The 20,643-nt window shown below is 39.9% G+C and carries 16 protein-coding genes; all 16 read right to left on the bottom strand.

Features of this window, described 5'->3' with window-relative positions:
• Positions 1-17 precede the first annotated feature (17 nt).
• The gene (locus ACR42H_RS10910; protein WP_436376098.1) at positions 18-614 is read right to left on the bottom strand and encodes a TetR/AcrR family transcriptional regulator; all 597 of its coding nucleotides are present in this window, start codon (positions 612-614) and stop codon (positions 18-20) included.
• Between the two features lie 321 nt (positions 615-935).
• Complete coding sequence (locus ACR42H_RS10905; RefSeq protein ID WP_436376096.1) at positions 936-2,558, bottom strand: OPT/YSL family transporter; 1,623 nt, start codon at positions 2,556-2,558, stop codon at positions 936-938.
• Between the two features lie 48 nt (positions 2,559-2,606).
• Positions 2,607-3,371 (bottom strand): IclR family transcriptional regulator, encoded by a 765-nt coding sequence (locus ACR42H_RS10900; protein WP_436376094.1) that lies wholly within the window; start codon positions 3,369-3,371, stop codon positions 2,607-2,609.
• A gap of 152 nt (positions 3,372-3,523) precedes the next feature.
• Positions 3,524-5,275 (bottom strand): hydantoinase B/oxoprolinase family protein, encoded by a 1,752-nt coding sequence (locus ACR42H_RS10895; RefSeq protein ID WP_436376092.1) that lies wholly within the window; start codon positions 5,273-5,275, stop codon positions 3,524-3,526.
• On the bottom strand, positions 5,276-7,321 hold the full coding sequence (locus ACR42H_RS10890; protein WP_436376091.1) for a hydantoinase/oxoprolinase family protein: 2,046 nt from the start codon (positions 7,319-7,321) through the stop codon (positions 5,276-5,278).
• Between the two features lie 369 nt (positions 7,322-7,690).
• Positions 7,691-12,079: a discoidin domain-containing protein gene (locus tag ACR42H_RS10885; RefSeq protein WP_436376089.1), complete on the bottom strand. Its 4,389-nt coding sequence runs from the start codon at positions 12,077-12,079 to the stop codon at positions 7,691-7,693.
• 32 nt (positions 12,080-12,111) lie between these two features.
• On the bottom strand, positions 12,112-13,065 hold the full coding sequence (gene pfkB, locus ACR42H_RS10880; protein WP_113884059.1) for a 1-phosphofructokinase: 954 nt from the start codon (positions 13,063-13,065) through the stop codon (positions 12,112-12,114).
• Entirely contained in the window at positions 13,052-13,882 is an 831-nt protein-coding gene (locus ACR42H_RS10875) for a tagatose bisphosphate family class II aldolase (RefSeq protein WP_243856101.1), read from the bottom strand. Before ACR42H_RS10875 ends, pfkB begins: the two co-directional genes overlap by 14 nt.
• 29 nt (positions 13,883-13,911) lie before the next feature.
• Positions 13,912-15,066, bottom strand: coding sequence for an N-acetylglucosamine-6-phosphate deacetylase (gene nagA, locus ACR42H_RS10870; protein ID WP_436376087.1), 1,155 nt, complete (start codon positions 15,064-15,066; stop codon positions 13,912-13,914).
• Entirely contained in the window at positions 15,066-15,488 is a 423-nt protein-coding gene (agaF, locus tag ACR42H_RS10865; protein WP_113884062.1) for a PTS galactosamine/N-acetylgalactosamine transporter subunit IIA, read from the bottom strand. Before agaF ends, nagA begins: the two co-directional genes overlap by 1 nt.
• Positions 15,489-15,509: 21 nt before the next feature.
• Positions 15,510-16,385: a PTS system mannose/fructose/sorbose family transporter subunit IID gene (locus ACR42H_RS10860; RefSeq protein WP_113884063.1), complete on the bottom strand. Its 876-nt coding sequence runs from the start codon at positions 16,383-16,385 to the stop codon at positions 15,510-15,512.
• Complete coding sequence (agaW, locus tag ACR42H_RS10855) at positions 16,375-17,151, bottom strand: PTS N-acetylgalactosamine transporter subunit IIC (protein WP_436376084.1); 777 nt, start codon at positions 17,149-17,151, stop codon at positions 16,375-16,377. The genes ACR42H_RS10860 and agaW overlap by 11 nt, the downstream gene beginning before the upstream one ends.
• 20 nt (positions 17,152-17,171) lie before the next feature.
• Positions 17,172-17,645: a PTS N-acetylgalactosamine transporter subunit IIB gene (gene agaV, locus ACR42H_RS10850; protein ID WP_113884065.1), complete on the bottom strand. Its 474-nt coding sequence runs from the start codon at positions 17,643-17,645 to the stop codon at positions 17,172-17,174.
• 19 nt (positions 17,646-17,664) lie between these two features.
• Positions 17,665-18,834, bottom strand: coding sequence for an SIS domain-containing protein (locus tag ACR42H_RS10845; RefSeq protein WP_113884066.1), 1,170 nt, complete (start codon positions 18,832-18,834; stop codon positions 17,665-17,667).
• 36 nt (positions 18,835-18,870) lie between these two features.
• Positions 18,871-19,782 (bottom strand): ROK family protein, encoded by a 912-nt coding sequence (locus ACR42H_RS10840; RefSeq protein ID WP_436376082.1) that lies wholly within the window; start codon positions 19,780-19,782, stop codon positions 18,871-18,873.
• A 127-nt stretch (positions 19,783-19,909) separates the two neighbouring features.
• Complete coding sequence (locus tag ACR42H_RS10835) at positions 19,910-20,641, bottom strand: GntR family transcriptional regulator (RefSeq protein WP_113884068.1); 732 nt, start codon at positions 20,639-20,641, stop codon at positions 19,910-19,912.
• Positions 20,642-20,643 lie beyond the last annotated feature (2 nt).

The raw sequence follows: 20,643 nt of genomic DNA, 5'->3' as shown, positions 1-20,643 counted from the left end.
TTTCCAAAAGCACACTATTAAGAACTTTCAGAGTACCTTTGATCCAGCTGCTCTAATATAGACATCATTAATTCCTCAGCTAATTCAACTTGCTCTTTAAAATCCTCACCTTCATATAAGTTGATTCCCCAAAAAACGCCATTTCCAAGAAGAACATATTTTTTTACTGTCCTCTCAATATCAATTTGGGTAATAGATGGATAACTAGCTTTTAGGGCTTGTTCAAGGGATTTTGATAACCAAGCATTAAATTGGAGCATATGCTTGGTTAGATAAGTATGAATTTCTGGGATCGGCGATGTAACCAATGAAATGTAAGCGTTTGTTCCTTCTTTATCTCCCTTATGATGGTCTACAATTCCATGTAGCAGTGCTGTAAAGATCTCGCTATCATGCTTGCCCATGTTTTCATTTATAATGTCTTTCATTTTGGTGAAGTGATTTTCCAGCAATTGCTGAAAAGCAGCTATAAACAATTCATTTTTATTTTTATAAAAGAAATAAATGGAAGCCGGTTTGATTCCCACCTCATTTGCGATTTTTCTCATCGTTGCTCCGTCATAACCATGTAAAGAGTATTGAACAAGAGCAGCATCAATTAACTTCTGTTTCATTTTCTCACCACCTAACGATTGTTAGGTTGATTATAAAAGGGTTATTGACCACTGTCAATTAATTTTTAGAAAATTACACTAAATTAAAATAATTAATTAATTCAAAAGCCTAGACATTCTATTTCTCATAGTGATACCTCTCTCATAAACTATACCTACCTATTCTGTATATTTTTCCACAGAACATAAAAAAGAGCTAATCCGAAAAAGGAAGAGCTCTTTTTAACATTCCGTACTAATATTTAAAATCCCTCAAAATCCGGCGCAATAAATTTGATTTCTATTAAATCTTAGTTAGTATTTTCTATTAGATAAACTATATTATTTTCCCACCTTAAAGATAGAATTAAAAAAGCTGAATAAAGCATCCCCCGCAATAAAACCTGCAGCTAAAATGGTCATAGGCAGTTCTGCTTCCTTGCCCTTCCACTTTAAAACTAAAAATCTTATTAGAATACCCGCTAACACAGCCCACCCTGCAATAGGGTTAACTAACAATAAGCCAGTGGAAAATAAAATCCCCATCTGCCTTTTTGAACCGCCTAATAATTGTAAGAGTGCCCCCGGAATAGCCCATAGGAAAAGCTGAGCAGCTATATCACCGGATACACCTGATTCAATAGTTGCTGCATACACGTGATTAACTGGAGGAATTAAGCCCTGTGAAAAATAATTTTCATAGGTTAATAACACGACGATGGAAGCAACAGAAAAAGCCAGCAATCCTGCATATAGCTGCTGCTGTCTTCCTTTTCTTTCAAATTCAAGATCTTTACCATTTCCTCGAAGTATATAACCAGTTTTCAAATCATATCCCATATCGGCAAATGCAACTCCAGTTGAAGCACTAAATCCTGCTAAAAGGGCAAGTGCTGGTGCTGGAAAGCCAATGATAATTCCAATAATCAAAGTGATCAATGCAACAGCGAATGCAGGGAACCAGCCGGCATGCATAGCTGCAATCCCAACAATCAGCTCATGGGCGAAAGCTGAAATGGCTGCAAACAGTAAAAAGCCAATCATCATACCAGGGGACATGTCAGTTAAAAGCCCACCCATTAAAGCTAGAAAAAGGGCAATTGCAAGGTAGGCTATAAATCCATATCCGAATGCTTGCTTAATATCTTTTACATTTCTTGAAAAAGGAATTTCTTCTAAAGCAGCTGCTATCTCATTTTTGCTTTTCCCAATAGGTATATTTGAATTTTTCTTTTGAAAGATAAGGACTATAACTTGAAATAGTGCAACTATTCCGGCACCTATCATAAACCCGTGGGGAATATAATATTCACTAAGCTCAATACCAAATAATGCTGTAGAATAACCGCTTAGTAACAACCCGATTCCAAACATCGTCAAAGCCCAAATATTACCTATAAAAGCTACACCAAACGCTGACATAGGAATTTTTATAATTGAGCCTGCAATTCCAATAACAATTCCAATGCTTAATAGCTTAGCCCGCTTTCCGCCTTCATCTCCAGCCTTGATGGACTCAGCTGTGGCAATACCTGGCGGCCATGCTTCTTTTGCCGGGAAAACTTTTGTATCAAAAAATTTATACAATAGAATAGCGTCTACAAACATCGCTAAAGTAACACCAATAAATAGGGGAATAATTAAATCTGTCATTCCTAAAACATATGGAATTCCAATTGGCAGAATTAAACTGCTGGCTGCTCCAAATGTGGCTGCTGAAATAGAAGTTTGAACTAAATTTTGCCTGTGTACGGATTTAAACTTTAAGAACATTTTAATAGGAATTCTCGCTATCAGCATGGCAAAGATAGCACCAATTATTGAAGTATTGGCTGATATGCCTAGAGATGTAATTAGCTGAACTCCAATAATAGCACCTATTACTGCAGTTGCCAGTATCATTGATAAAATAATAGGATCAAAGATCGTTGGATGCTCCCTATTTTCTGTTTTATTAATATCCATAAACATCCTCCTCATTTATTATTAGCAAGATGCCTACTCTGGGTGATTTTATTTATAATGACTATTATATTGCTTCAAGTATTGCTGTATTTTTTCAGCTTCCCTTTGCAAAATGGCCAATGAACTTTCGAGGTCCTTTTCAGGAAGACGATATTCTGGACCAGAAATTGTCAAAGAAGCAATAATATCATTTTCTCTGTTGAAAAGAGGAACCCCTAAACCAAAAACTGATTCAGAAAATTCTCCAACAGAATATCCCCAACCCTTAGCTTTTATTTCGTCCAAATCATTGAACAGCTTTTCCTCGTCTAAAATGGTGTTCTTTGTAAAAGCCGTAAGTCCGTTACTAATAATCTCTTTTTGCTTTTCTCTAGGAAGATAAGCCATGATAACTTTACAGGATGCCCCTACATACAAGGGGGTTCTTGTTCCCATTGAGACCTCGTATTTAATTTTGTGAGAGCTTTCTGCTATCTCTACAGTTACACCATCCGTTCTATCCAGCCACGTTAAGAAAACAGATTCCTCTACCTTTTCAGCAAGTCTCTTCATAATTGGATAGACAAAATCGGATAGACGCAAATTTTCTTTCACAATCTGACCAAATTCTATAAAACGAAATCCTAGTTCATACTTTTTAGAAATAGGGTCTTGCACTAAAAACCCATACTTTTCAAAGGATGATAAAATTCGGTAAACAATGGAATGGCTAATGCCTACCTCTTTTGCAAGCTCTCTTACTCCCCATGATGGGTTTTCTCTGGTAAAGTATTGTAAGAGTTCTAATGAGTTATCTAACGTTTTAAGTGACATAAATAATTTCTCTCCTTATTGTCTCTTTTTCAGAAACAGTGTTTCTTTTGCGTAGTTATTATACAATAAGGATTTTGATTCTAACAATAAGGAATTTTTAGAAAAATAAGTAAATCTTTTTAGAAGGATCCGGTTTACCGGATCCGGGCTCGTTATTGATTAGCACTTAATCTACCGAGTGTTAAACCCTGGATATTAAAAGTATCCGGATCGATTAAGACACCAAATTTCTCCTTGGCTTGCTGAATAGAAATATAGCCATTCTTTACATCCCTGGCTACTTTTTCTGCAGGACGCTTTAAAGGATTCCCATAGCCTCCGCCTGTCGCAGTTACCAGTTTTACAATATCTCCTTTATTAATCGGATACCTTGCTGATACTCCAAAAGGACCTACAGATTCACTATCCTGTGTAATAACTTCAACATAGTTTGAAGAGCCTTCCTCTCCATCATTCATTCCCCATGGAGCAAATTTATGCCGGCCAAAACTTACAGAAAGCTTTTGATTATCACTTAATGACTGGTAAGAACGTACAACTCCTGATCCTCCAATATATTCTCCAGCTCCTGCTCCATCACAGCGGAGGCTATATTCATTGACAAGAACACCATATCTGTTTTCAGCAACCTCGATGGGGATATTATAGGTTTCACCATCTCCCATACAAAACTGCCCTCGCTGGCCATCTTGTCCCGCTCCTGCTCCCCATCCCCCAACCGAAGGTTCAACAATGAGAAATGGAGTGTTAGTTTCCGGATGATTGCCTGATAAAACCACTGAGCACACGGATAATAAATGCCCCGCTGTTAATCGATCTGGCAGATGTGGCGCAAGTGCCTTCCAAATCAGGTCTGCACCCCCAATACGCCCTTCAAAATTCATAGATACTGGCGCTGGACGTTCTGCTGAAACAATAGAACCTCGATCGGTTATTATTCTTAATGGGTTAAATACACCTTCATTAATATTTTGCTTGGGTCTGATTATTGCCAAATACATCACTCTTACACTTGCAAGTAAACCAAAATATGAACAATTGACAGGATTATTTACCTGAGGATGACTTCCCCGAAAATCACATATAAACTCATTTTCAGTAATCATTATTTTCACATTTATGGGATATGGACCGCCTTTTGAGCTATCTCCTTCAATAAAATCTTCAGCAAAAAATTCTCCCTTTGGAAGAGATTCCAATTCTTTTTTTGCCAGCAGCTCCCCTTGCTTTAATAGATCATCAATAGCTGAAATCACCAATTGTTTATTATGTTTATTACATAGTTCCTCAAAACGTTTTGCTCCTGTCCGCAAGGCAGCTACTTGGGCCCACATATCACCCAGAGATAATTCTGGAAGCCGGACGTTTGATGAAATGATATCCACTACTGCTTGATTAACTGTACCTTCTTCAAAAAGTTTAATTCCCGGAAGCTGCAGACCTTCTTGATAAATCTCTGTTGAATCACTGGTAAATGAACCGGCATCCTTTCCGCCAACTTCTGTCCAATGCCCCTTATTAGCGGCAAATCCTACTATTTCACCTTGATAAAATATAGGCATTACCAGCCCTACATCAGATAGATGTGATCCTCCCCCAACATATGGATCATTGATAATTACGATATCCCCTTCTTTTAGATCCTTGCCATTATTGAATCTATGAATAACATGCTGAACCATTGGACTTAACATTCCGATAAAGCTAGTAACACCGTTTCCTTGGCTTATTAATTGTCCTTTCGCATTTGTAAGACCACAGGCGTAATCTAGTACTTCATAAATAATGGGGCTCATTGAAGTTCTCGCAAGAGCAAGAAACATTTCATCCCCAATGGACATAAGTGAATCTTTTATAACCTCTAGTGTAAAAGGGTTCACTTTGGTTTTTTCTGATGACAACATTTATTTCACCCCTGTATCAATAATCAAGTTTCCGTAAGAGTCCATTTCAATGGACTGGCCAGAATAGATTAGCGTTGTTGCAGACTGTTCCTCGATGATTGCTGGTCCTTCAATTCTCATCCCTGGTTCCATATCCTTCCGATAAAATACAGCTGTCGATGTCCAGCCTGAATCTCTAAAGAAAACAGGTCTATTTTCTTTTAAAGCCGAATTAACCGTTTTACCTTCTATTTTTAATGTTGGGAGAACAGGTTTATCCACTTTTCCAAATCCCGTGAGATGTAAATTAACTATTTCAGCAGGAGTTTCAGGCAGTTTAAAAGTGTAATTCTGTTCATGAAGATCATGAAAACGTTCGATTATTTCAGTTATGCTTTCTTCAGTCCAATCCATGTTGGTGACTGGCACTTTTACTGTATGCTCCTGCCCTAAATAACGCATGTCCACAAAACGGCTAAAGACGATCTGGTCTTCTTTCATTCCTTCTTCTATAAATTGGCTATAAGCGTGATTTGTGACTTTATCCCATCGCAGATTGATATCTTCTAAATTGATTCCATCTAACTGTTTGATATGCGTTTGGATATAATCATGGCGCAAATCTGTCATTAACATTCCCCAGGCAGAAAAAACAGACGAAGCAACGGGAACAATGACCTTCTTTACACCTAACTCTTTTGCCAGAGCGGCAGCATGCATAGAACCGCCACCGCCAAAAGCAATCATGGTAAAGTCCTTCGGATCATGTCCTTTTCGGATTGAAATTAATTTCAATGCATTAAGCATATTCGAATTTGCAATATCAATAATTCCCATAGCTCCTTCTACGTATGAAAGATCATAGTGTGAGGAAACCTTTTTCTCAATTGCTTTCTTTACTTTTTCAACGTCTACTTCATAATCAAAGTTATCTTTTGAGAGACGCCCGGTAATTAAATTGGCATCTGTGGTCGTTGGATCCTCTCCTCCCTTTCCATACGCCACAGGCCCTGGAGAAGCACCAGCAGATTTCGGACCTACTTTTAATGAACCGGCAGAATCGATCCAAGCTATAGAACCGCCGCCATTACCAATTTCAACAATATCAACTACAGGCACCTTAACAGGATATCCTGCTGTTTTTTCGTTTTTTTCAATATAATAATCAGTTGTAATTTTTACATTTCCATTGGTAATTAAAGAGCATTTAGCTGTAGTACCTCCAATATCAAAGGCTATAATGTTTTCCTCTCCCAATATTTCGCCAAGAACCGCAGCCCCATAAATACCTGCTACAGGACCGGATTCCACCATATTTATTGGCGTTTCCTTTGCTCTTTCAAAAGTTGTGACCCCACCGTTTGATTGCATAATATAAGGCCTGCTGTTTACGCCATAATTCATCATTTTTTTATTAAGCTGATCAATATATGAGGCTGCTATCGGTTTAACATATGAGTTCAACACTGTTGTGTTTGTTCTTTCATATTCACGCCATTCTTTTGTAATTTCGTATGATGCCGTAACCGATACTTCAGGCCATAAATGCTTAATTAAGTCTACTGTCTTCTCCTCATGTACGGGATTGATGTATGAGTGCAAATAGCAAACAGCAATAGCTTCCACTTTCTCCTTTTTGAAATACTCAATAATTGATGGAATTTGTGTTTCATTTAATGGGTATATAATTTCTCCCCTAAAATTTAATCTCTCCTCAACCTCCATCCGGAGATACCTTTCCACAAACGGTGCCGGCTTCTGATACCGGAAGTTATATAAATCCGGTCTATTTCCTCTGGCGATTTCAAGAACATCTCTAGTTCCTTGGGTAGAGATCAGGCCAACCTTGACACCTTTCCGCTCTGTCAAAGCATTTATGATGACTGTTGACCCATGTATAAACATTTCAATGCTTTCAGGATTGATCATACTTTTTTGAAGTACATTCATGACCCCCTCTTCGAATTTAGAAGGGGTTGTATGTGCTTTTGCCATACCGAAGTTACCATTATTATCTGCGTAGACAAGGTCCGTAAAAGTTCCCCCAATATCTGTCGCAACCCTCATGTAAAATCCACCTTTCATTCAATATGAAATCATTTTGTCTCTATATTAGAACCATCGGTTCTAATCTTATTAAAATTATAGTTAATTTACAGAAAATTATCAATATACACACAAAAAAATATTTAAAAAAGCTGACCGTAAATAACGATCAGCTAAAAAATATGACTATTCATTGGTGTAGTTTCCATGAAAAGACATAACATTTAATATTAAACCATTACCTTTTTTTAGATTCAGCGCAGTTCCTGCCAGGAAAACATTATCTATAAATCTACAGTTGTGAACTTATTTTTACAGGGCAAGCTCTGCAAATTAGAAAGCCATGGCTGTAATATCCATGGCTTTTCATATACCTAAATTCTATTCCACTTAATACGAGCTGTTCTTCATCCAAAATTGCAGTTCAGCAATAGATAGCATTAAAGGTCCACTATGAGATTCTTCAAATATAACTTTGACTTTAACCATTTTTTTGCCTGATGGAATTTGAGTATGTTCAGCTAAATCGTAGGTTACAGATTTATCGCTTGACCCGACTTCCTTTCTGCCCAAATCATACTCATTCCCCTCTTCATCATAAGCTTTTGCAAGGAGAACTTTGATTTTCCCATTGGTATAAAGCGGTCTGTTAAATACTTCAAATCTGGTAAGTTCTGCAGGACTTTTAAAGCTGAAATCAACCTCTAATGGAAGAGAAATACCATCAGCTTCCGTAATGCTCCACTTTAGCTCCGCCAGGGAAGATTCACTTATTTCACCGTCAATTAACCGCAGGAAGGCTTCGGCCCCGTCCTGCATTTTATCTGCTTCACCAGAAACGGCGATATCCCGTGCGGTCAAAAGCAGTTCCTTCGGCTCTTCCGGCTGTTCGACTTCACCAGGCTCTTCTCCAGGCTTTAAAACCTGACCAATTTCATCGATGGTATCAAAGCTTGTATTCACAAGCAATGATCTCGTAATCGGTATATCAAACTCTAAATCTTTCTTCGCTTTTAGCTTAATGGCTGCCAGAGTTGATGTGCCTTCTAACGTTTCAAGAGAGCCTTTGTTTGAAAAAGCAGCCATAATTCGTTGCTTATCATTGCCTATTCCAGCAAGAATTGAATAATTCAGCATATTTTCGGTAGAGTTAGAGGAGTTGGCAATTCTCCCGCCACAATCAGATCCTTCTAAACACTCTTTTACAACTTCATACTTATTTGGATCAATTTCAAGTTCAAGATTGAAAGCATTAATATCCTTCATCCCTGCACCTATTATCTCTACTGTAAACTCTTCCCCTGCTTTTAATTGCTGCTTATCAGGCCGAATGCTCAGCAGTCCTGCTGCAGGACGCTTAGTCGGCTGGAGCTCTGTCTCACCAAGCTGTCCTGCTACATACATTAAATCATATGAATCAATCACGCCATTATAGTTAATATCAACTTTGGACACCTGATCCCAAGAAGTATCTGTGGTGTCCACACCCATATAACTGGCAAAGAAAAGCAGATCCTCTTCGTCGATGGCACCATTAGGTATGTTTTCACCGACTACAATTCCTTCAGTTTTATCCTTTTTGTAAGGCCTGAATTCCTGTGCAGATCCGAATTTCCCCGCAGCATCCTTAATCGTTAATTTGATATACCGTGCAGTTACCTCTTCGTTGAATTGAATCGTTTTTGTCTCATTGCTCCTAATAAAAGTCCCATCGCTAATAACATTTTTGTATGTCTTACCATCAAGGCTGACATCCAGGTCATACTTAAGAATTGTTCCGTTCCCTGCATCCGGTCTAGGTACATACTCCAGCTTATCTAATTGATAGGCAAGCTTCATATCAATCTCAAACGTATGAGGAAGAACGTTTCCTGACCCCCAAGCTGTATGCCATTGTGTTTTCTCATCTCCGTCTACTGCTCTTGATGCCTCGCTCCCAGGCTGATTGCTCGAGGCACTGGCTGTCATATTCTTCGGAACGTTCCTGAATCGATCAAGCTTAGTTTTTACAGTTATTTCATCACTCCAGTCTGATGCACCCTTTGTATTTACTGCCCGTATACTATACCTGTATTCTGTGTCAAAATTTAGATCATCGTGCTCGAAAAACGGGTTCTCATTTTCTTTTTCCAAATAAACATTTTTGTATATCATTCCATTTATTTTAAGGTCATAGGAAAGATTCTCACCTTCAACTTTAGTCCAGTTAAGTTTTATGCTTTTATCTGTAATATTTTCATCTGCGGCTCTGAGTCCAGAAGGCACATCAGGTACTTCTATATCTTTTACTTCTTTCTCTTGCGTGTTGTTAAATCCATTTACCGTAAGCATCACTTTATTCTTGGTTATATCTGTTTTCGCAATCTTTACAAATAACTTTGGTGCAGTAGTTACCTTTGTTTTGGCGAACTCAGAGTTTTCCGTTGAATATTTATTAAGATCCGGACTTTCATTGTAGAAATAAACATTTTCCGAGCGCCTGTATTCTTCCTCTGTTAAAGCTTTTCGCAATTTAATATTTTTGCCGCCAACCTTTACAGTTACAGATTCAGGCTGCTTTCGAGTATTAACGAGGACCTCGGTTCCTCTTTCCTTGACCATTCCTTTGTAGCCTTTTCCTTTAGCTTTGTGAACGGTAATTTTCACTTTATCATTTGCTGCGACAGATGAAATCTTGGTTTTTGAATTCTTCCCAGATTTGTAGTCAGTTGTTTTACCATCATCCTCATAAAGAGTAAATTCAGATTTCCCTGCTGGATATATATCAAAAATTCGATTCTCAGATCCATCCAGCTCATTAATCGAGTTGTTTTCAGGAGCCAATGGGATGATTGCTCCATTTTTCACGAAGACCGGTGTCTTCCACAATGGGGCGTCAAAGTTATTTAAAACTGCTCCGCCCTGATACTGCTCACCCGTAAAATAATCAATCCAAACCTGTTCAGAATCCGGTAAGTAGATCCCGTTTCTTACGCCAGCCGCATGATCCTTTTCATTGTAGACAGGCGCTATCAGCAAATTAGGCCCCCACATATATTGATACTGTGTATCAGTGCTATACGTAAATGGATCTTCCGGATACTCCAGCATCATTCCCCGGACAGAAGGCATAGAAGTGGAAGTGGATTCTTCTGCAATTGTATAAATGTAAGGCATCATTTGGGCTTTTAGCTTCAGATACATGCGGTTTATGGAAGTATAAGGTTCTCCATAATTCCACGGATTTTTGGATTTGCTGTAATCGTTTCCGGATGACGCCCATCCATCCATATCAATTTGAATTGGCGAGAAAGCCTTCCATTGAAAGTCTCTTGTCTGGATGACCGGATCTCCTCCGAAAATACCATCCATATCCGATCCAACATTCGGATTGCCGGATAATCCCGCTCCAATGTATGTTGGGATATGCATGCGAATGTATTCCCACTCCCCTCCATACTGGTCACCAGACCAAAGGGTAGCATAACGCTGGGTGCCTGCCCATCCATCGAGACTAATCACAAACGGGCGCGCTCCGCCTGAGTTTTCCTGCTTTTCAATTCCTTCAGCAGCCTGGCGTGTTGCGTTAAGTGCCATGGAATAGCCCTGTCCTACCCATGCAACATCCGTTTTAACAGCTCTTACTCCAGCCTTCACTTCACCATCAAGATCCCTGCGCAATGGGCTATCCTCAGGCAGGCTTGGGTCTGGGTATAAATTGCTTTGTGTCCAGAGGCCAACTTCAACCTCTTTCTCATTTGCTTCATCCGCAAATTTCTCTAAATTCTCTAATCCACCATAGCCGCAGCCATAACCGTCATTCGGCAAAAACCAGCCGAGAGGCATATCCTTCGCCACATATTGATTTAATGTATCTAAGCCTTTGCCAAGGAGGGTTCTCTGGTCTTTATGGCCGTTGTGAGTGCCATTAAAGCAATCTGCGTGCCCTAAATAAAACGCATATTCCGGCATTAATGCTGCTTCTCCAGTCAGCTCGGTATATTCGTTAATAATTTCCGGAATGGAGTCTTCAACAAAATAATAGGCGTCAAATCTATTTTCCTCATGTGAAAAAGTTGCATTTTTAGAAAAGTCATAGACACCTGGCTTAAACGTATTTCTCATCACTCCATATCCTTCAGTGCTCAAGTAGAACGGAACAGGGCTTGATGCTGCACCTGCATCCCATCCACCTCCGATGGAGATATTAATTTTATTATTTTTGTGAGAGTAGTAGCCGTTTTGCTGTCCTCCACCGTAAAAGTATTCATCATCTTTTGTATTAAGTGTCTGAACTGCTCTATTCGCTTCAAGAGAAAGCGGCTCCTTCTCACTCCAGATAACCTTGTTATTATGTTTATTAATCAGGTTCATTTTGGAGTCCGTTTTGGAGATTTTTAGTTCCAATATCTTTGTATATATCCTATAAAAATCGGAATCTTCTTTTACCTTTACGTTTACAGTTCCATATTCTTTTTGGTAGTCGTTTTTATCTTTATCCACGATTTTAGTCACATGGTCAGGCTTGTTAGGTGTTGGGTATTCAGGATATTCACTGCTCGGATCCAGGTGAAGCCTGAAAACATTGTCTTTTAGAAAGCTTAATTTAATTCCTTGTCCAGAAGAGAAATCAAGATAAATATCACTGCCTTCTTTTTGTATCCCGCTAACTTTGCCGATGGAAGAAGTATCTGAATTTTCTTCAGCATTAGCTGCACTGACTGGAATAAGCGATATGACCAGTAGGAATGAAAGAAATATTGAGGCAAATCTTTTCAGTTTATTTCGCTTTCTTAACAATATCCGGCACCTCCGCGATCTTTTGAAAAATTTTATAAACTGCCTGACCAAGTTGAGTTTATTGAAATTTGTTCAATCAACGTATTCAAATTTTGGAGATTTATATATCCAGTCCTCTCTTCCATTGCGTTTGCTGAGCCGCAAGCAGAAGCCAGGATCAGGGTATCCTTCACTGTATATCCTTTTGAAAGTCCAGCGGCAAAACCTGCAATAAATGAATCTCCGGACCCCACAGCGCTAACTGTCCGAATTTCTGCAGTTGCAGCTTTCATCCGTTCGCCTTTATAATGAACGAATGATCCCCTTTCACCGTCTGAAACAATCACAACCTCTATACCATTCTCAGCTAGCTTCTTCATCGATTTCCAGATTTCTGCTTCTTCCCGGCAGGGATGGCCAAGAAGCCCTTCAAGTTCCTCACGATTAGGTTTGATTAAATAAGGTCCATAGGGCAGAGATTCGGCTAGTGCCTCCCCGCTGGTATCCAGAAGAACTTTAACTCCATGATTTTTAGCTTCTTTTATCATCCATTGATAGAGGCTGTACGATACTCCAAGGGGCAGTGAACCACTTACTATAAGGATTTGAGCTTCAGGTATTAGGATGCGCAGGCGCTGCCTTAATTCTTCCTGCTCCAAACCGGAAATAAAAGGCCCTTCCTCAAGAATTTCTGTCTGGTTGTTTCTGCTGTCAATTATGGCCAGACATTGCCTTGTTTCACCAGCAATCTGAACAAATTCATCACGCACACCCAGCTTTGCCAATTCATTCCGAATAAAGTTTCCGTTACTTCCGCCTAAAAAACCGGTTGCCGTCACACGTTCTCCAAGAATGCTCAACACCCTTGTAACGTTCAGTCCTTTTCCTCCTGCAGTTTTAAGGGGACTTTTCGTACGTGTGCTTCCTCCGGTCTTTAGGTACTTTAGGCGGTAGAAAGTATCTAAAGCGGGGTTAAGGGTAACGGTTAAAATGCTAGGCTTTTCCATTGCTGCCACACATAAGTATTTTTTCCTCGACTACCTTCTTCATGGCTTCTTTGCCTGGAGTCATATATTTTCGGGGATCATTTGCATCTGGATTCTCGGTAAAGTATTGTTTGACCGCATTAGAAAATGGGATTTTTAGGTCTGTTGCAATATTTACCTTGCAAATACCAAGTTCTATTGTTCGCTTCACCATTGTATCCGGAATATCGGAAGCCCCATGAAGGACGAGAGGAATAGAAACCATGGAGCGGATCTCATCCAGCCTATCAAAATCAATTTTAGGCTCACCCTTGTATAATCCATGTGCAGTTCCAATAGCAACTGCCAAAGAGTCAATTCCGGTTAACTCCACAAATTTTCCAGCCTGCTCCGGATTGGTAAACTTAGCGTCCTTTTCATCCACAACGAGGTCGTCTTCTACTCCCCCTAGGCGGCCTAATTCAGCCTCAACAGAGACCCCATATTCATGGGCATAATCGACAACTTCCTTTACAATCTTGACATTTTCTTCGAAGGGATGATGGGAGGCATCGATCATCACAGACTTAAAACCAAATTCAATATATTTCTTGATTTCTTCAAAACTCTCAAAATGGTCAAGGTGGAGTGCAATCGGAATCTCATATCTTTTTGCTGCAGCATTTCCAATTGACACCAAATAGTCACCGCCGGAATAAGAAATGGTACCTGGTGTGGAAGCCAGTATGACAGGTGAGTTCAATTCCGCTGCAGTATCCACCACCACTTGGAATGTTTCAAGGTTGTGGATATTGAAGGCAGGAATCGCATATTCTTCTTGCTGCGCTTTTCGGAACATATCAATGGTGTTTACAATGTTTTTTTTACTCAATTTATTTTCTCCTCCATAAAAGCAACTTTTCCATTAACAAAGGTGGCTATTACATTGAATGCATCGTCTATCACAGCTGCATTTAACTTTTTTCCAATTTCAATGGTGCCGATCTCATGATCAACACCCAGCAATTTAGCTTGATTTAAAGTAGCCATCGGCAAAATGGATTCAAGCGGCATTCCTAGAACCTCCTTTGTGTTTCTTAAGCAGCTCATTAAATTTGCAGTACTGCCTGCCAGGGATCCAGTTTCCATTGTTCTGGCTATTCCGTCTTTTACTCTGACAGTTATACTTCCAAGCTTATACTTCCCATCCGGCAAATCCCCTGCGACCATACTGTCGCTAATTAATAGAATCCGGTCTGCACCTTTTGCATTGTGAAGCAGTTGAATACCTGCTGGATGCACGTGTTCCAGATCAGCTATCAACTCGCAAAAAATATGGTCATTTGTCAGGAAGGCTCCAAGACATCCCGGATCACGATGGGTGAATCCACGCATTCCGTTAAAGGTATGAACCGATATACTAGCCCCACTTTCTATTGCAAGATTGGCAGTTTCATAGTCTGCATTGGTATGTCCCAGTGAGACAAGAATTCCCAAATTTTTCAGATAGGGAATAACCTCTAAAGCCATCTTCTTTTCCGGTGCCAACGCTAGAATTTTAATCGTATTTTGGGATGCTTTAATTAACTCATCAATATCTGTCATGGATATTTCTCGCATGTAATTCACAGGATGCGCGCCTCTGTGCTCAGCGGTTAAGTAAGGTCCTTCAACATACGAACCGAGGATTTCGGCTCCGGCTGTCTTTCCTATTTGTCTGCCAATCTCGCTAACGGCAGCCTTTATTTTCTCAAAATCGTGGGTAAGAGTAGTAGGCAAAAAGGAAGTCACCCCATGCCTTGCAAGTGATATAGAAATCGCCTGCAAAGCTTCCGGCGCTGCATCCATCGTGTCATTCCCTGAAATGCCATGGATATGAATATCAATAAGGCCTGGGATAACGGAAAATCCCGAGAAATCATGTATTTGGCAGTCTGGTTTCACTTCCGTAATATCCATTATTAATCCATTCTCATAAACCACAAATCCTGAATGTATCCGTTTGTTAGGGCAATAGATTGTACTTGCATAAATAGCCTCCATTAAATACCTGCTCCATCTCTCTTGAGGCGATCAGATTTCTGGAAACATTTTATCGCTTCTCTTCCAGAAGTAATGGCCATTTCTTTTAGTTCGTCAAAGGATAAATTATTTTTCATGATTGCAGTTTCAATGATCATTGCAAGATTTGCACCGCCAATAACAGCAGCATCCTGTTGCTTATTTGTTAGAGAAACAGCGGATTTAAAGGGAGAGCCTCCCACAAGATCGCACAGAACAAGTACTCCATTGCAGCCCTCTAAGTTTGATAAAGCTGCTTTAAGCTTGATTTCCAGATCTGATGTAGAATCTGATTCCAAGAAATCAACATACTCTATATTGGGCTGGTCCCCTGCAATCAATTTAACTGAAGAGTGAAGACCCGAAGCAAAGGAGCCATGGCCCGAAACAATTATTCCATTCATTTTTTTCCTCCTCACTCCTGTTTAAAGAATAGTGCCAAATGGGAATGGTATCTTGCCAATTATGCCAATTACGACTGTAATCAGTATTAAAATGACCGGGGACAAGCCTCTTTTCAGTAAGTAATACATTAATAAGGTATAGCCTAACGGGAGTATGTTTGGCATGATTTTATCAAGTAAGTCTTCCTGCAGGGCAATTTCAGCTTTTCCTGCATGAATGACAAGATTTGCTTTTATCTGCACAAAAGAGGCAATCAGCCCCCCAACCACTGTCAATCCCACTATTGAGGCAGCATGAGAAACTTTCTTCGTGTTTTCTTTTAATGAGCTGATAGCATTTGTCCCGGCATAATAGCCATATCGCATTAAACCAAAGCGGAGACCAAAATGGACGACATTGAAGATAACAAGGAACACAAGTGCTCCTACCGGATTTCCATCTGCCCCCAGTGAAGCACCTATACCAACACAAATGGGCAGAAGCGTAAGCCAAAACAGTGCATCCCCGATGCCGCCCAGCGGACCCATCATGGCAACACGTATAGCCCGGATGGTGTTCCGATTCTGCTTCTTTTCTTCCATTGCGAGAACAATCCCCATAATGATGTTAACTAGAAAGGGATGGGTATTAAAGAATTCCATATGGCTTTTCATAGACTCACTTAGGTCCTGCTTATTTTTGTGAATCTTCTTTAGTCCTGGAAGGATAGAGTATAGCCAGCCTGCAGCCTGCATTCTTTCATAGTTGAAAGATGCCTGAAGTAATAATGAGCGCCATACCAGTTTGTTTAGATCTCTCTTTGTAATCACCTGTTCGGTTGAAGGATCTTCATAAATTTCAGGATTGTTTACCTGAGCAGATATTTTCGGTTCAATGGCTGCATTTTCAGATGCCACGGCCTCTCGCTCCCCTCATAGCAGCCCCCTGGCCGCCAGATGTTTTATAAAAGTCATACATAGCAATTGCCAGACCGATTAGCGCGACAGCAATAATAGGCATTTGCAAATAGGTAACAAGAATGAATCCGACGATAAGATAGGCAATATACTGTTTCTTCAGCATAATTTTTAAAAGCATGGCAAAACCAATGGCTGCCATCATCCCGCCAGCCGTACCAAGACCTGCAATGAGCCAAGCTGGAAGTGATTCGACTACATTCTTGGCTGCCTCAGCTCCAAAGTAGATTGGAAGGAATGCAACCACAAAATAGAAAACGAATAAAGTTGCTATTCCCAGGTAATTAATCCTATCGATGCCTTTTGTATTTGCTTCTTCTGCATATTTATCTGCTTTATGCATGACAGGTGAAAAGGCTGTAAACATTAATGTGATGCACGCCTGGACTGCAACGGCAAATGGAACAGCAACTCCGATTGCAACTTGAGGATCTTGCCCAGTCAAAATTGCAAATGCTGTACCAATTATTCCGCCAATAACTACATTTGGAGGTTGAGCTCCTGCAAGCGGTACCATTCCAGCCCATACTAATTCAATTGCAGCCCCGGTCATCACACCAGTAGGCAAATCGCCTAGAATTAACCCAACGATGACTCCAGTTACAATAGGGCGGTGAATGTGTAACAAACCATTAAACAAGTCGATGCCGGCAATGCCAGCCCATATGGCAATCAACAATGCCTGAAGCAATATTTCCTGATCCATCCTTCACACCATCCTTTCCCTTAAAGGAATTTATAAATGTCATCTGGCCTTTCATCAGGAACACGGCGCACTTCGAGTTTCACACCATGTTCTTTTAGTTTGCGGAATGCTTCTTTGTCAGCTTCATCAACAGAAACGGTGGAGTAAATTTGTGTCTTCCCTTCAGAATAGTGCATATTTCCAATATTCACTTTTTCGATCGGAACACCTCCTTCGACAAGCCTCAGGACATCCTGAGGAGTTTTAACTACTAAGAAAATATATTGGTCTTCAGATGCATCATGAATAATGTCTGCAGTTGTCTGAATCGAGAAAAAGCGGACACCGATTGCATCAGGGACTACCATTTCCATCAAGTCTTGCTGTATTTCATCTTCAGCTACCTCATCATCAGCTACAACAATGAGGTTAGCCCCAAGGTGATTAACCCAGGTAACACCTACCTGACCATGGACAAGCCGGTTATCAATTCGAGTCAATAAGATGTTTGGCACTTTGTATTCCCCCTCTTTTTTAAAAGTTATATATGTTAACTCCTTTAACAACCCTATTAACCATTCCGGTTGGGCTAGGATTATCAGGTGTCACCCCCAGGCGGATGGAGTTAAACAACGCAAATAACTGTGCGATGATTAAGTAATTCAACGCAATCAAGTGGTCTTCCAGGTGAATATTCTCCTGCTCCGGAAGAATAAAAGCGCAGTCACATAATTCATTAATATCTTCATCACTGGTATTTGCAATTGCTACCACTGTTTTACTGCCGCCATCATTCTTTAACTCTTGCAATAAATCAATCTCGTATTTTCTTGTATAAGGATCATTGGAAATAAAAACGAAAATCAGGGTTTCGTCATCCACCAGTGACTTCGGGCCATGTCTAAACCCAAGTACCGATTCGTGAAATGTTGGTATCTTCCCGGAAGTAAGCTCCAGATGCTTTAAGCTCGCCTCCTGCGACAAGCCTTTTAGAGTTGACGAACCAAGATACACAACTCTTTTCTTATTGAGGCTGACAATACTTTTTAAGGTTTCATATTTCGTGGTTAAAATGCTCTCAGCGTTTTTGGAAACAGCTTCTGCTTTTTTCTTTAACAATTCGAATCGATCTAACTGGAAAATAAGGAGAGCAGAAAGGTACATACAGCTAAAAGAGCTTGTCATCGCAAACCCCTTGTCATTTGCCTTTTCCGGCATTAAAAGGAGCAAAGAATTTTCGTCATTTCCAGCTTCCTTTGCAAGCTGCCCATCTGGATTGCATGTGATGATTATTTGGCTAACATTGTTGATCAGCTTTTTAGCCAAGCTGTAAGTAGCAATTGATTCAGGGCTGTTTCCACTTCTGGCAAAAGAGACTAAAACAGTGGGAACTTCTGGCTTCAAATAATTCAGAGGGTTTGTAACAATATCCGTGGTCGAAATTGAGTCAATTTGATAAGAGAGTTCTTTTCTTAAATGAGGTGTTAAAGTATCCCCAACATATGCTGATGTACCTGCTCCAGTAAAAATAATCCGTGCCTGTTTGGCAATTAGCTTTTGACTGATAAAATCCTTAATGACTGCTTTTTGATTTTCGATAATACTAACTGTCTGAAGCCAGAGTTCCGGCTGTTGAAGAATTTCTTGTACAGTGTGCTGCGCGCCTTTTAGTTCTTCTATGTGTAAATTCTTTACTGATCCCATAGGAATTCACTCCATTCTTGTTATCTATTAACTTTCTTATAAAGGACTGTCTCCCATCCTTTTTACCGAAGTTCGATACAGACAGCCAAATAATCCGGCATCCGCTTTTAACTTGCTTAAATGCACCCTTTTTTCAATCCCCTCCTGAAGCGGGTTTTGCACTAGATTTTTAAGTTCCTGTTTTATAAGGCCAAAGAATTCAGGCTGGTTAATAATAACCCCTCCACCAACTACGACTAAATGTGGATCGACTATGGTAAAGAGCTGATGTAATCCCCTAGCAATACACCTTGCAGCACTATAAATAATCTCAGACGCCTGAAGGTCTTCACGATGATATAGGTCCATAGCGTCAGCAACGGTAAATCTCGGGTTAAACATTTTCTTCGCTTTTACTCCAATGGCAGTTCCTGAAGCAAGATTCTCTAAGCTTATGAGTTCATCACCATTCTCCAATAGAGTGAGTCCGATCTCTCCAGCAATTCCTGCTCCACGCAGAAATTTACCTTCAGATAGCAGACATGAGGAAATACCCGTACTAATCGTTACATAGGCAAAAGTCTCCTTTGCCATTTTCCATTCAGTCCACTCACCATAAGCTGCCATATAAACATCGTTATCCATCACTATTTCTGCATTAGGAAAAAATATCTTGAGCTTTTCTCTAAGAGGAAAATTCCTCCATGGAAGATTATTTTGATAAACAGCAAGCCCATAAACTGAATCCACTTTTCCTGGAATCCCCAATCCAATAAAGCTGATTTCTTCAGGTTTTAGTTTTTCAGCTTCCATTATTCGGAAAAACAGGGCAAGTATACAATCAAATAACCCATTTGCATCAAGTGATACACTAGCAGCCTGTACTCGTTGTTTTAATGTCTTTTCCTTATCAGAAACAAAGGCAGCTGCGATTTTTGTACCGCCGATGTCAGCTACTAATACTGTCATATTTCTACTCCTATCTGGATGTTTTTAATAATCGTCTTACAACCCATCTACGGGAAGATGGGTTGTTGGTACAAGTTAGCGGAAAATTTAACTCATAGCCTTGACACTATGAGTCTTTAAAAACCTTTTAAGTCAGTTCAGTATAGAAACGGCATCGGTCACCGCGGACAATAGATCGGCAAAACTCTACAGGCTTTCCTTCTTTATCAAATGCTGTCCTTTCTAATAGTAATGCAGGAAGACCTTCCTTGGTCTGAAGAAACTTGCTCTCATCTGCCCGGATTAGAACTGGTTCAAAAGCTTCTTTTGCTCGCGTAACGACAACATTAAATTGCTGATCGAGCAAATCATATAGTGATATCGAACCAATTTCATTTAACTTGGTCATATCAGGTACCGTCTCTTTTGTAAAAAACGATGATTCCAGAATAAAGGGTTCGTCATTCGCACATCTCAAGCGTTTTAATTCAATAACATTGCTGTCATTTTTCATTTGCAGCCCTTCTTTAATTTTGGCACCAGGCTTAACTTCCCGAATATCTATAATAATGTCTTTAGGATTCATTCCATGCTCTTTAAGGACTTTGCTAAAACTATAAAAACCCATTAATGGCTGCTGAAACTTCGGCTTTGAAACAAAAGTGCCTTTGCCTTGGATTCTATACAAAACCCCATCCTGAACAAGCTCTTCGATCGCTTTTTTTACTGTATTCCTGCTTACCCCATACTCTTCCATTAATTGATTTTCAGAAGGAACTTTGTCTCCAGTATTCCAATTACCATTGTCAACCGAATCCTTTAATATCTCTTTAAGCTGATGGTAAAGCGGGATAATACTATCGTGCTGCAATTGTTTCATTG

This window comes from Cytobacillus sp. BC1816, from assembly GCF_051353635.1.
GTDB lineage: Bacteria > Bacillota > Bacilli > Bacillales > Cytobacillaceae > Cytobacillus > Cytobacillus oceanisediminis_C.
Note: the sequence above shows the minus strand (reverse complement) of the source record. Positions and strands in the feature narration are given on the sequence as shown.

Excerpts from the sequence above, each read along its gene's own strand:
- ACR42H_RS10910 (WP_436376098.1), bottom strand. The coding sequence starts at position 614 with ATGAAACAGAAGTTAATTGATGCTGCTCTTGTTCAATACTCTTTACAT.
- ACR42H_RS10905 (WP_436376096.1), bottom strand. The coding sequence starts at position 2,558 with ATGGATATTAATAAAACAGAAAATAGGGAGCATCCAACGATCTTTGAT.
- ACR42H_RS10900 (WP_436376094.1), bottom strand. The coding sequence starts at position 3,371 with ATGTCACTTAAAACGTTAGATAACTCATTAGAACTCTTACAATACTTT.
- ACR42H_RS10895 (WP_436376092.1), bottom strand. The coding sequence starts at position 5,275 with ATGTTGTCATCAGAAAAAACCAAAGTGAACCCTTTTACACTAGAGGTT.
- ACR42H_RS10890 (WP_436376091.1), bottom strand. The coding sequence starts at position 7,321 with ATGAGGGTTGCGACAGATATTGGGGGAACTTTTACGGACCTTGTCTAC.
- pfkB (WP_113884059.1), bottom strand. The coding sequence starts at position 13,065 with ATGGAAAAGCCTAGCATTTTAACCGTTACCCTTAACCCCGCTTTAGAT.
- ACR42H_RS10875 (WP_243856101.1), bottom strand. The coding sequence starts at position 13,882 with ATGTTCCGAAAAGCGCAGCAAGAAGAATATGCGATTCCTGCCTTCAAT.
- nagA (WP_436376087.1), bottom strand. The coding sequence starts at position 15,066 with ATGGAGGCTATTTATGCAAGTACAATCTATTGCCCTAACAAACGGATA.
- agaF (WP_113884062.1), bottom strand. The coding sequence starts at position 15,488 with ATGAATGGAATAATTGTTTCGGGCCATGGCTCCTTTGCTTCGGGTCTT.
- agaW (WP_436376084.1), bottom strand. The coding sequence starts at position 17,151 with ATGGATCAGGAAATATTGCTTCAGGCATTGTTGATTGCCATATGGGCT.
- ACR42H_RS10845 (WP_113884066.1), bottom strand. The coding sequence starts at position 18,834 with ATGGGATCAGTAAAGAATTTACACATAGAAGAACTAAAAGGCGCGCAG.
- ACR42H_RS10840 (WP_436376082.1), bottom strand. The coding sequence starts at position 19,782 with ATGACAGTATTAGTAGCTGACATCGGCGGTACAAAAATCGCAGCTGCC.
- ACR42H_RS10835 (WP_113884068.1), bottom strand. The coding sequence starts at position 20,641 with ATGAAACAATTGCAGCACGATAGTATTATCCCGCTTTACCATCAGCTT.